General features: G+C 61.9%; 10 protein-coding genes. 6 read left to right on the forward strand and 4 right to left on the reverse strand.

What is annotated here, in order from left to right; all coding sequences use genetic code 11:
* Positions 1-33: 33 nt before the first annotated feature.
* Entirely contained in the window at positions 34-1,806 is a 1,773-nt protein-coding gene (locus tag CH92_RS07960; protein WP_025241242.1) for an N-acetylglutaminylglutamine amidotransferase, read from the reverse strand.
* A gap of 317 nt (positions 1,807-2,123) precedes the next feature.
* On the reverse strand, positions 2,124-2,978 hold the full coding sequence (locus CH92_RS07965; RefSeq protein ID WP_025241243.1) for a LysR substrate-binding domain-containing protein: 855 nt from the start codon (positions 2,976-2,978) through the stop codon (positions 2,124-2,126).
* A 93-nt stretch (positions 2,979-3,071) separates the two neighbouring features.
* Between CH92_RS07965 and CH92_RS07970 the strand changes: the two genes are divergently transcribed.
* Positions 3,072-3,311 carry a DUF1127 domain-containing protein gene (locus tag CH92_RS07970; RefSeq protein WP_025241244.1) on the forward strand — a complete coding sequence of 80 codons (240 nt, stop codon included), beginning with the start codon at positions 3,072-3,074 and terminating at the stop codon, positions 3,309-3,311.
* Between the two features lie 48 nt (positions 3,312-3,359).
* Here CH92_RS07970 and mnmC read toward each other — a convergent pair whose 3' ends face one another.
* Positions 3,360-5,342, reverse strand: a complete 1,983-nt coding sequence (mnmC, locus tag CH92_RS07975) for a bifunctional tRNA (5-methylaminomethyl-2-thiouridine)(34)-methyltransferase MnmD/FAD-dependent 5-carboxymethylaminomethyl-2-thiouridine(34) oxidoreductase MnmC (protein ID WP_025241245.1) — start codon at positions 5,340-5,342, stop codon at positions 3,360-3,362.
* Between the two features lie 187 nt (positions 5,343-5,529).
* On the opposite strand from mnmC, the gene pap reads away from it, so the two are divergent.
* Complete coding sequence (gene pap, locus CH92_RS07980) at positions 5,530-7,011, forward strand: polyphosphate:AMP phosphotransferase (protein WP_025241246.1); 1,482 nt, start codon at positions 5,530-5,532, stop codon at positions 7,009-7,011.
* A gap of 145 nt (positions 7,012-7,156) precedes the next feature.
* Positions 7,157-8,341: a thiolase family protein gene (locus CH92_RS07985; RefSeq protein WP_025241247.1), complete on the forward strand. Its 1,185-nt coding sequence runs from the start codon at positions 7,157-7,159 to the stop codon at positions 8,339-8,341.
* Between the two features lie 100 nt (positions 8,342-8,441).
* Here CH92_RS07985 and CH92_RS07990 read toward each other — a convergent pair whose 3' ends face one another.
* Entirely contained in the window at positions 8,442-9,833 is a 1,392-nt protein-coding gene (locus CH92_RS07990; protein WP_025241248.1) for a class II fumarate hydratase, read from the reverse strand.
* 149 nt (positions 9,834-9,982) lie between these two features.
* Here CH92_RS07990 and CH92_RS07995 point away from each other — a divergent pair, with 149 nt between their 5' ends.
* From CH92_RS07995 to CH92_RS08005, 3 genes are all read left to right on the forward strand, one after another.
* Positions 9,983-10,507, forward strand: coding sequence for a DUF2059 domain-containing protein (locus tag CH92_RS07995; RefSeq protein ID WP_038622911.1), 525 nt, complete (start codon positions 9,983-9,985; stop codon positions 10,505-10,507).
* Between the two features lie 15 nt (positions 10,508-10,522).
* Positions 10,523-10,822, forward strand: coding sequence for a BolA family protein (locus CH92_RS08000; protein ID WP_025241250.1), 300 nt, complete (start codon positions 10,523-10,525; stop codon positions 10,820-10,822).
* Positions 10,823-10,968: 146 nt separating this feature from the next.
* Positions 10,969-11,904 (forward strand): rhodanese-related sulfurtransferase, encoded by a 936-nt coding sequence (locus tag CH92_RS08005; RefSeq protein ID WP_025241251.1) that lies wholly within the window; start codon positions 10,969-10,971, stop codon positions 11,902-11,904.
* The last annotated feature ends 62 nt before the right edge of the window (positions 11,905-11,966 follow it).

The raw sequence follows: 11,966 nt of genomic DNA on the forward strand, positions 1-11,966 counted from the left end.
CTGCACACGACGCGCGCCGTCACGATCGGGGTTTTATAGGCCTTGCTCGGTCAACCATAGGTTGACTGCCGCCAGTTGCCACAGTTTCGACCCGCGCAGCGGGGTCAACTGGCCCTCGGGGTCACTGAACAGCTTCTCGAGCATCGCCGGGTTGTACAGGCCACGATCCTGACTCGGATCGGTCAACAGTTCGCGCACCCAGTTCAGGGTTTCACCCTGCAGATGCTTGAGTCCGGGCACCGGGAAATAACCCTTCGGACGATCGATCACAGCGGCTGGGATCACCTTGCGCGCCGCCTCTTTGAGCACGTATTTGCCGCCATCGGGCAGTTTGTACTTGGCGGGAATGCGCGCCGACAGCTCGGCCACGTTGTGATCGAGGAACGGCACCCGCGCCTCCAGGCCCCAAGCCATGGTCATGTTGTCGACGCGTTTGACCGGGTCGTCCACCAGCATCACGGTGCTATCGATCCGTAGGGCTTTGTCGACCGCGGCGTCGGCTCCCGGCTGTGCGAAGTGCTGCCGCACGAAATCGCCGGAGAAGTCGCCCTTAAGCCACTTATCCTGCATGGTTTCGGCGTATTCCTCGTAACTGCGATCACGGAATGCCGTCAGATAGGCTGCGGCCGGGTCCTGCGCGCCGTCGACCTGCGGATACCAGTGGTAGCCAGCAAACAGCTCATCCGCGCCCTGGCCGCTCTGCACCACCTTGCAATGCTTGGAGACTTCGCGCGACAGCAGGTAAAAGGCGATGCAGTCATGGCTGACCATGGGCTCGCTCATCGCCTGGAAAGCGGCAGGGAGGCGTTCGAGAATTTCCTTCTCCTGGATGCGCAGTTGGTGGTGGCGCGTCTGGTAGTGCTCGGCGATCAGATCGGAATACTTGAATTCGTCGCCGCGCTCGCCGCCGGCGTCCTCGAAGCCAATGGAGAAGGTCAGCAGGTTGTCCGCCGCGCCGGCTTCACGCAGCAGGCCGACCAGCAGGCTGGAATCGACGCCCCCCGAAAGCAGCACGCCGACATCGACGGCCGCGCGTTGGCGCAAGGCGACCGACTGACGAAGGGTGGCCAAGGTGCGCTCTTGCCAATCCTCGAAGCTGTAGTTCTGCTCGTCGTCTCTTGCGCCGAATTCGAGCGTCCACCAGCGATGCTGGCTGGTTTTGCCGCTGGCATCGACGCGCATGAAGGTGCCCGGCGGCAGTTTCTCGATGCCGGCGATGAGGGTGTCCGGCGCCGGTACCACCGCGTGGAAACTCATATAGTGATTGAGCGCCACCGGATTCAGCACACCGGCGATATCGCCGCCTTTGAGCAATGCCGGCAGGGCGGAGGCGAAGCGCAGGCGATCGCCGGTTTTCGACAGATAGAGCGGTTTTATTCCCAGGCGATCACGGGCGATAAACAGCTCCTGCCGGTCGCGTTGCCAGATGGCGAAGGCGAACATGCCATTGAGCCGCGGCAACAAGGCGTCCCCCCAAGCATGGAACCCCTTGAGCAGCACCTCGGTATCGCCTTCGGAAAAGAAGCTGTAGCCCAGCGCCTCCAGCTCGGCGCGCAATTCTGGGTAGTTGTAGATGGCGCCGTTGAAGACCATCGAAAGGCCCAGTGCCGAGTCGATCATCGGCTGACCAGACGCCTCACACAGATCCATGATTTTCAGACGGCGATGGCCGAGCGCCACAGGGCCCTGGCTGTTGAAACCGCACGCGTCGGGTCCACGAGAAGTCAGGTGTTGGGTGATGCGTTCAACAGCGGCCAGATCGGCCGGTTGATTATCGAAGCGAAGTTCGCCAGCTATGCCGCACATAAGGTCCTTACCGGTTTCTGCCGTTGGGGAGTGTGACTGACGCACGGAACGTGAAGTTCAGGTTATCAGACCAGCGCGTACCGCTCTGGACCGCTATCTGCGGAACGGCAGGGGTGCCGTCGAGCCGCCTGAATCAAGTCCTGCTAGGTCAGTCTGGCTTTACACCAAAACAAACAAATGCGTCGAGGTCAAACCGCGAAACCTGAGCAACCGCGGCTTAAGAAAGAAAAACACACTCGGATGACAATCAATCAGGCCCGAGATAGCAATGCCCGGTTCGCTATCCGGGCTCTCGTCCGCGCTACCGCGGCGGGCGGCTAGAGACGGAAACCTTCAACAATATGCTCGGCCAATGTCTCACTGACCTGCGACTGGCTGCGATCGTTGCGCAGCAGCACCGTGCTGCTGATCGGCAGTTCCGGAAATCCTTCGGCCGGCCCCAGCAGGCGCATTTCTGGAGTCAGCAGGCTCTGCATCTGGGCGGTGACAGCCAGACCGGCGCCGACCACGGCCATTAGCGCCGAGAGGCTCGGGCTGGTGTAGGCGATTCGGAACGGGATGCGCAGGCTGTCCAGCGCATTGCAGGCCCAGGCTCGGCAGAAACACTCGCTATTGAACACCGCCAGCGGAATCGGCCGTTGTTCGTGGGCATTGAAGCCGGCCGCTTCGGCCCAGACCACCCGTTCGCGCCTCAGCAGCTGGCCGATCTCGGACCCTGGCTCGCGGGTAACGATGGTCAGATCCAGATCGCTGCGTTGCAGCAACTGGAAGGACGGTTCGCAGTGCACCTCCACTTGGACCAGCGGATAGGCCTGCGCGAAGCGCGAAAGGATGCCGGGCAAAAAGCGCATCACGTAGTCGTCCGGGGTACCGATACGCACCGACCCGACCATATGCGGCTCGCGAAAAGTAGTCAGTACTTCGCCGTGCAGCTTGAGGATCTGCCGGGCGTAACCGAGCAGAACCTGGCCCTCTGCAGTCAACCGAACCTGTCGACCGTCTCGCTCGAACAGCGCGCGTTGCAGGACGTCCTCTTCGAGCCGTTTCATCTGCATGCTGATGGCCGACTGGGTGCGATTGACAGCGTCGGCCGCGCGAGTGAACCCCCCGTGATCAGCGATGGCAACGAAGCTGCGCAACAGCTCGGCGTCGATACTGGGATAGTTGGCCATTCATCAATCTCCGAGATGGATGTCATCATCAACATTCGTTGGATTGATCATAACGCTGGCTAGACACTGATGCCATCCACCAGGAGGTGCATCATGAAAAGCCATGTTGAGTTTCTCAAGATTGATCATCTATCTACCAACCGCGGCACATCGCTTACAGCGCTGTTGCGCGAGGCCTGGCAGCGAGTAAGCCGCTGGCATGCGCTGTACCGCCAACGTCAGCAACTCGCCGCGCTCAGCGACGATATGCTCAAGGACATCGGCTTGAGTCGCGCCGATATCGAAACGGAAGCGAACCGTCCGTTCTGGGACGAGCCCTATCGGCGGAGCTGATGCGCCTGTTCACCCCATTGTTGATTGCATGCTCAAGCGTAAGCCCGTTCAGTTCGATTCGGTCGTTCGACGAATGAGCTTGCGCAGCAGAAACCGATTCGGATGACAGGACTCGGCGATGGCGCGAGGCACGGGCAACGGTTCGCCATCGAGCCAGGCAGCCAGCAGTTCGCCGGACAGCGGTGTGGTGATCACACCACGTGAACCATGGGCGGTGTTGACGTACAGCCCGTCCAGCCAAGGGCAGGGTGAATCGGGCACCTGGCGGGCATCCTTGCTCAGTATTGCGTAGGCCTCGGCGAATGACCCGGGATCGGCCAAAGGGCCGACGATCGGCAGGTAGTCCGGGCTGGTGCAGCGGAAGGCGACGCGGCCATCCAGCTGATCGATTGGCCTTGTACGGGCCTGTAGTCGCTGAAACAGATCGGCTGAAATCTCTTCGAGCATGTCCAGATTGGCGCGGTGCTCCGCTTCGCTTGGCGCGGGATCGCTGTCGGCGAAATTGAAGCTCGCGCCCAGGGTGTGCATGCCGTCGCGCGGCGGGGCGACGTAGCCCTTGGCGCAGAGGACGGTGCGTAATTCAGCGCTTCTTTCGGTGGCACGCAGTCCGGTGATCTGCCCGCGGATGCGCTTGAGTGGTAGCCAGGCGCTCTGGCTGAATCGCGCGACATCGGCGGCGCCGGCCAGCACAACCACCGGCGCTTCGGCCAATACTTCGTCGCCGTTCAGTGCCTGCCAGCAACCCTCTGCGCGGCGTAGTTCGACGGGGTTTCGATGCCGGAGCAGTTCGATAGCGGGATGATCGAGCATCCACCGGCACAGTGCCGGCGGGTGCGCCCAACCGGCGTCGGGGTAGAACAGTCCGCCATGATCCAGCGCCACACCGGCCAGCTGTTCGGCTTCCAAACGCTCGACGGGGCGCAGCAGGCTGGGTGCAAAGGCGTCGGAGAGTGCGGTTTGTCGCGCGGCTTCCTTGTCGTCGAAAGCGATCTGCAATACGCCACAGGCGTCCCAATCCCGTCCTCGCTGCAAGTGGTGCAATAGCCGGCGTGTATAGCCAAAGCCGCTGACCACCAATCGCGAAAGCGCCGTGCCGTGCGCGGACAGCTTCAGATAGAGCACACCCTGAGGATTGCCGGAACCTTCCTGGGCGATATCGCCGTGCCGCTCCAACACCGTGACCTGCCAGCCCCGGGCCGCCAGGCTCGCCGCGCTCGCGCAGCCAGCCAGTCCGGCGCCGATGACCAAAGCCCTGCGTTGTGCCGGTTTGAATGAGGGCCGCGCGAACCAGGGCTCGTCCGCCGTTTTCGGCGATTCGAGGACATGGCCCTGCAGGCTTTCCCATTTATGGCCAAAACCGGGGATTCGCTTGATCTCGAAACCGGCCTCCTTCAACGCTCGACGCACGCTACCGGCGCTGGTGAAGGTCGCCAGGGTCGCGCCCGGGGCTGACAGTCGCGCCAGCTGGGCAAACAGCGGGGGCTGCCACATGTCCGGGTTCTTGGCCGGGGCGAACCCATCGAGAAACCAGGCATCGGCCTGCGCATCCAAATCGCTCAGGCACTCGAGTGCATCGCCTACCAGCAAGGTCAGCGCCACCCGACCGAATCGGAACTGCTGAAAGCCTGGGTTGATCGCCACGTACTGATCCAGCAGTTGCCGCGCCTGCGTCTGCAGCTCGGGCCACAGGCCCAGGGCGCGTTGAAGGTCGTCGGGTGCGAGAGGGTGCTTTTCGGCGCTGACGAAATGCAGCTTGGCGCCTGCGGCCGCGGTACGCTCGAACAGTGCCCAGGCACAGAGAAAGTTCAGGCCGGTGCCAAAACCCGTTTCGCCGATCACGAATCCTTCTCCGGCCTGCAGCGCGGCGAAACGTTCGGCGAGCCGGTTTGGCTGCAGGAACACATGGGTGGTTTCCGCCATGCCGGAGGTGCGCGAAAAGTACACATCGCCATACAGGCGCGATTGCGGCTGGCCGTTCTCGTCCCAGTCGAGCTCGGCGGGCTGGAAGCCGGAGGTGTCAGGGACGGTCATCAGGCGGTTCCTAGGGCAATGCGAAGAACGCGATTCTAGCAGTGGCGGGAAACCCATTGCGGGTACGCTTTGTCGCATCGATATACGACGCTTCTATGGAGGACGGGCCGTAAGTCGCTTGGCTGCGGTGCGTCGTGCCATCGATATTCAGCCCTTCCGGGTTGCTGCAGTCATTCTGGAGAACACGATGTTCGAGTCCGCGGAAATCGGCCACACCATCGACAAGGCGACCTATAACGCGGAAGTACCCGCCCTGCGCGAAGCATTGCTCGAAGCCCAATATCGGCTGCGGGAGCAGGCGCGCTTTCCGGTGCTGATCCTGATCAACGGCATCGAAGGGGCGGGCAAGGGTGAGACGATCAAGCTGCTCAATGAATGGATGGACCCGCGCTTGATCCGCGTCGACAGCTTCGACGTGCCTACCGACGAAGAACTCTCTCATCCGCCAGCTTGGCGTTACTGGCGCCGTTTGCCAGCGAAGGGGCAAACCGGAATCTTCTTCGGTAACTGGTATAGCAAGATGCTTGAGGATCGGGTTCACGGTCGAATCAAGAAAACCGATCTCGAGCTGGCCATCGACCGGGCTCAGCGCTTCGAACGCATGCTTTGCAAAGAGGGCATGCTGATCTTCAAATTCTGGTTTCACCTGTCCAAGGACCGCATGCTTCAGCGCCTCGATTCGCTCAAGGACGATCCTCTGCATAGCTGGCGGATCAGTCCGCTGGATTGGCAACAATCGAAGACCTACGACCGGTTCGTCAAATACGGAGAGCTGATCCTGCGCCGTAGCAGCCGGGATTTTGCGCCCTGGTACATCATCGAGGGCAGCGACGAGCGTTATCGCAGCCTGACCGCCGGACGGTTGCTGCTTGAAGGCCTCAATGCCGCGCTGGACGCTGCTGATCAGCAGCCCGTGCAGCCCCACACCGCACCGGTTGAACTGAACATCGACCGGCTGGGTCTGCTCGGCAGTCTCGACCTCGATCAGAAGCTCGACAAGGAGGCGTACAAGGATCAACTGGTAGAGGAGCAGGCCCGCCTTTCCCGGCTGCTGCGCGATCAGCGCCTGCGCAAGCGCGGCGTGCTGGCGCTGTTCGAAGGCCACGATGCCGCGGGCAAGGGCAGCGCCATCCGCCGTGTCACCGGCGCGCTGGATCCGCGCCTGTATCGTACGGTGCAGATCGCAGCGCCCAGCGAGGACGAGCTGGCTCAACCATGGTTGTGGCGGTTCTGGCGCAACGTGCCGGCACGCGGGCAGTTCACGATTTTCGACCGGTCATGGTACGGCAGGGTGCTGGTCGAGCGGGTTGAAGGCTTCTGCTCGCCGGATGAATGGCTGCGTGCCTACAGCGAAATCAACGATTTCGAGGAGCAATTGGTGGAGGCCGGTGTAGTGGTGGTCAAGTTCTGGCTGTCGATAGACAAAGAGACACAACTGGACCGTTTCAAGGAGCGGGAGGACACCCCGCACAAGCGCTTCAAGATCACCGAGGAGGACTGGCGCAATCGCGACAAGTGGGACGATTACGGCCACGCGGTGGCGGACATGGTCGACCGCACCAGTACCGAAATCGCGCCTTGGACGCTGGTGGAGGCCAACGACAAGCGCTTCGCCCGGGTCAAGGTACTGCGCACCCTTAACGACGCGCTGGAAGCCGCGATCCGCTGAGCGGGCGGCGAGCGGGGCGCACGATGGTCGACCATATCCCTGCTGAATGGTCGTCGCCTTTGGTGAATGGCCGGAACTATGCTCGGATAATCGTCAACAGTCAGGTCGCCGTCGTCGCGTCCTGCCGAACAACTCGAGGTATGCCATGCGTGAAGTAGTGATCGTCGACAGCGTACGGACCGGCCTGGCCAAGTCCTTCCGCGGCAAGTTCAACATGACCCGCCCTGATGACATGGCGGCCCATTGCGTCAATGCGCTGCTGTCACGCAACGGTCTGGACCCCAAGCTGGTCGAGGACTGCATCGTCGGTGCCGGCTCCAACGAAGGTGCACAGGGCTACAACATCGGTCGCAACGTCGCGGTGCTGTCGAATCTGGGCATCCAGTGCGCGGGCATGACGCTCAACCGGTTCTGCTCGTCCGGCCTGCAATCGATTGCCATCGCTGCCAACCAGATCGCCTCCGGTTGCAGCGACATCATCGTCGCCGGCGGGGTCGAATCGATCACCATGACGGCCAAGAGCAAGAACACCGAAAATTTGTACAACCCGATCCTGCAGGAAAGGGTGCCCGGTCTTTATCACAGCATGGGCCAGACCGCCGAGATGGTTGCGCGTCGCTACAACGTGACTCGTGAGCAGCAGGACATTTACTCGATGCAGAGTCAGCAGCGCACCGCACGCGCCCAGGCTGAAGGGTTGTTCCAAGACGAAATCGTGCCGATGAACGTCCGCTATTTCACCGAGGACAAAGCCACTGGCGAGCGCACCGAGCACGACGGTGTGGTGGATCGCGACGACTGCAACCGGCCCGACACCACGCTGGAAAGCTTGTCGGGTCTAAAACCGGTGTTTGCCGACGACGGTTCGGTGACCGCCGGCAACGCCTCGCAACTATCTGATGGCGCTTCGATGACCCTGGTGATGAGCCTGGACAAGGCCATCGAGCTGGGCCTCACGCCGCGTGCGTTCTTCCGCGGTTTCACCGTGGCCGGCTGCGAGCCGGACGAAATGGGCATCGGCCCGGTTTTCTCGGTGCCGCGCCTGCTCAAGGCGCGCGGCCTTCAGGTCAGCGATATCGACCTGTGGGAACTCAATGAAGCCTTCGCCTCGCAGTGCCTGTATTGCCGCGACACGTTGGAAATCGACAACGAGAAGTTCAACGTCAACGGCGGCTCGATCTCCATCGGTCACCCGTTCGGCATGACCGGTTCGCGTACCGCCGGCCACCTCATCCGCGAACTGCAGCGCCGCAACCTGCGTTACGGCGTGGTGACCATGTGCGTTGGTGGCGGCATGGGCGCTTCTGGCCTGTTCGAGGCGGTGCGCTGACGGGACCTGCAAGTTTCAAGGCGCCAGTCGAACGCGTAGTTGGCCATCCGCGCCCGCTGGCCTGTAGCTACGTATCGGTGGGCTTCAGCCCACCGTCCGCTCAGCTTCGGCTGGATTCCAGCATGGTTTCCGGCCTGACCCACTGATCGAATTCCTCGTCGGTGAGATAGCCCAGCGCCAGTGCGGCTTCGCGCAAGGTGGTGCCTTCACCGTAAGCCTTCTTGGCGATCTCGGCGGCCTTGTCATAGCCGATGTGCGGATTCAGCGCGGTCACCAGCATCAGGCCGCGCTCCAGGTGTTCGGCCATGCGTGCGGCATCTGGTTCCAGGCCGACGATGCAGTGCGCGTTGAAGTTGCGGCAGCCGTCGCTCAGCAGGCGGATCGACTCGAGCAAGTTGTGCACGATCACCGGTTTGAACACGTTGAGCTGCAGGTGTCCCTGGCTGGCGGCGAAGCCGACCGTCACGTCATTGCCCATCACCTGACAGGCGAGCATCGAAAGCGCTTCGCACTGGGTCGGATTCACCTTGCCCGGCATGATCGAGCTGCCCGGCTCGTTGGCCGGCAGGCGCACTTCAGCGAAACCGCCGCGTGGGCCGGAACCGAGCAATCGCAGGTCGTTGGCGATTTTCATCAGCGCCGTGGCCAGGGTTTTCAGCGCGCCGGAGAGGGCGACTAGCGGTTCATGCCCAGACAACGCGGCGAACTTGTTCGGCGCCGAGACGAAGGGGAGACCCGACAGTGCGGCCAGCTCGGCGGCGATCGCTTCGGCAAAGCCGTGCGGCGCATTGAGCCCGGTGCCGACTGCCGTGCCGCCCTGGGCCAGCTCGAATACCGCAGGCAGCGTATGGCGAATCGCCTGCTCGGCGATATCCAGCTGGGCAACGAAGGCCGACAGTTCCTGGCCGAAGGTCACCGGCGTCGCATCCATCATGTGCGTGCGGCCGGTCTTGACCAATTGGCCGTGCCGCGCCGCCTGCTCGGCGATACCACCGGACAGCTCGGCGATGGCCGGCAGCAGGTCGTGGTGGACGGCGCGTGCAATAGCGATGTGCATGGCCGTCGGGAAGCAGTCGTTAGAACTCTGCGCGCGATTGACATGGTCGTTGGGATGCACCGGGCTCTTGCCGCCACGCGCCCCTCCCGCGAGCTCGTTGGCGCGTCCGGCGATCACCTCGTTGACATTCATATTGCTTTGGGTACCGCTGCCGGTCTGCCAGACCACCAGCGGAAACTGGTCGTCGTGCTGGCCATGGAGCACCTCATCGGCCGCCTGCTCGATCAGGCGTGCGATATCCGGCGGCAGATCGCCTATACGGTCGTTGACCCGCGCCGCGGCCTTCTTGATCAACGCCAGCGCGTGGCATACGGCAAGTGGCATGCGCTGCTCGCCGATGGCGAAATTGATCAGAGAGCGCTGTGTCTGTGCTCCCCAGTACGCCTGTTCCGGCACTTCCACTGGGCCCAGGCTGTCGGTTTCGGTGCGTGTCATGCCGTACTCCATCTATGAGGTCTTCCAGTTAGGTCGTCAGCTGTCGACACTGGTTCAATCGGTAGCCTGGCTGGCTCCTTGAGCGATTGGAACTCCACGCGCAGAATGTGTCCATTGAGGCTCATCCATCGTTCGACAAGGATCATCCAATGCGCGCTCTTCGTACTTTCGGGCTTCGTGCCTTTGGCCTCTGTGGCGTATTGTCGATCACGCTGCTCGCGGGTCATGCCAGCGCTGACACCCGCAGCCATGCGGCTCAGGCTGAGCGCTTTCTCGAACTGGTCAATGCCGACCGCATCGCGGTTCCGGTATACGCCCAGGTTCAGCAGATGTTCGCTGAGCGGTTCGCCCAGACCCAGGCGCCGGAAAGCAAACGGGGCCTGCTGGAAAGTTACCAATCCAAGGCCGACGCGGCGTTGGACAAAGCGATCGGTTGGGAAGAGGTCAAGCCGGATCTGGTAGCGCTGTACACCGAGACGTTCAGCGAGCCGGAGCTCACTCGATTGAATGAATTCTACGAATCCGAACTGGGTAAGAAGATGCTCACGCAGCTGCCGCAGCTCAACGCGCGTTCGGCGCAGGTGACCCAGACCAAGCTGCAGAATGCCGTGCCCCAGGTGAACAAATTACTGGCTGATATGACAGCCGAACTCGATACCCAGAAGAAACCTTGAGGGAGCCTGTCAGGCATGTCCAAACTATTCGCCATCGAAAATACCCTGCAGGCAGCCCTGCAGCCCATGTATCTGCAGGTGCTGGATGAGAGCCACATGCACAGCCGTGGGCAGGAAACCCACTACAAGGCGGTGATCGTCAGTGAGCAGTTCGCCGGCCTCAACGCGGTCAAGCGCCATCAGAAAGCATACGCCGCCATGGGTGAACTGATGCAGCAGATACATGCGCTCGCGCTGCACACCTATACCCCCGAAGAGTGGGCGAAGCAGGGCGCGGCGCCGGATTCTCCGGTCTGCGCCGGTGGACACAAATAAGCCCTGAGTAACCCACCTGGCTTTCGCTTGGTGCCTGGCGCACGTTTATTGATAGAATGCGCGCCGCGCCGGCTCACGCCGGCGTTGTCGTTTTCGTATTCCCGGTCCGCCCTTTACGTGGGTGACCACTGGAGGAAATTCCCCGCATGGCCCAGAACATCGTCGTCGCGGCGTTGTACAAGTTCGTCTCCCTGCCGGACTACGTCGCGTTGCGTGAGCCCCTGCTCGAAACCCTCAATGCCAATGGCATCAAGGGTACTTTGCTACTCGCCGAAGAAGGCATCAACGGCACGGTTTCCGGTACCCGCGAAGGTATCGATGCGCTACTCGCCTGGTTTCGCACCGATGTGCGCCTGGCTGACATCGACCACAAGGAATCCTATTGCGAAGAGCAGCCGTTCTATCGCACCAAGGTCAAGCTGAAGAAGGAAATCGTCACCCTGGGGGTGGCGGGCGTCGACCCCAATCAACGCGTCGGCACGTACGTCGAGCCGCAGGACTGGAACGCACTGATCGACGACCCCGAAGTGCTGCTGATCGACACCCGCAACGATTACGAAGTGGCCATCGGCACCTTCGAAGGCGCGATCGATCCACAGACCAAATCCTTCCGTGAATTCCCCGACTACATCAAGGCGCATTACGATCCGACCAAACACAAGAAGGTCGCGATGTTCTGCACCGGCGGCATTCGCTGCGAAAAGGCCTCCAGCTACATGCTGGGTGAAGGCTTCGAGGAGGTCTATCACCTCAAGGGCGGCATCCTTAAATACCTCGAAGAAGTGCCGCAGGAAGAGACCCGTTGGCGTGGCGACTGCTTCGTCTTCGATAACCGCGTGACCGTTCGCCATGACCTCAGTGAAGGCGATTTCGACCAGTGCCACGCTTGCCGCACGCCGATCTCGCTGGAGGACCGGCAATCGGAGCACTACGCTCCAGGTATCAGCTGCCCGCATTGCTGGAATACGCTCAGCGAGAAAACTCGCCACAGCGCGCGTGAGCGGCAGAAACAGATCGAGCTGGCGCTCAAGCGCAATCAGCCGCACCCGATCGGCCATAACTACCGCAAACAGGGCGCGTAACCTAAGCCGCTTGGCCAGATGGCGGGGCGCAATTTTGCGCTCCACCCGATAGAACCGGAGCC

Origin of the sequence: Stutzerimonas stutzeri (assembly GCF_000590475.1) — a bacterium.
GTDB classification, from domain to species: Bacteria; Pseudomonadota; Gammaproteobacteria; order Pseudomonadales; family Pseudomonadaceae; genus Stutzerimonas; species Stutzerimonas stutzeri_D.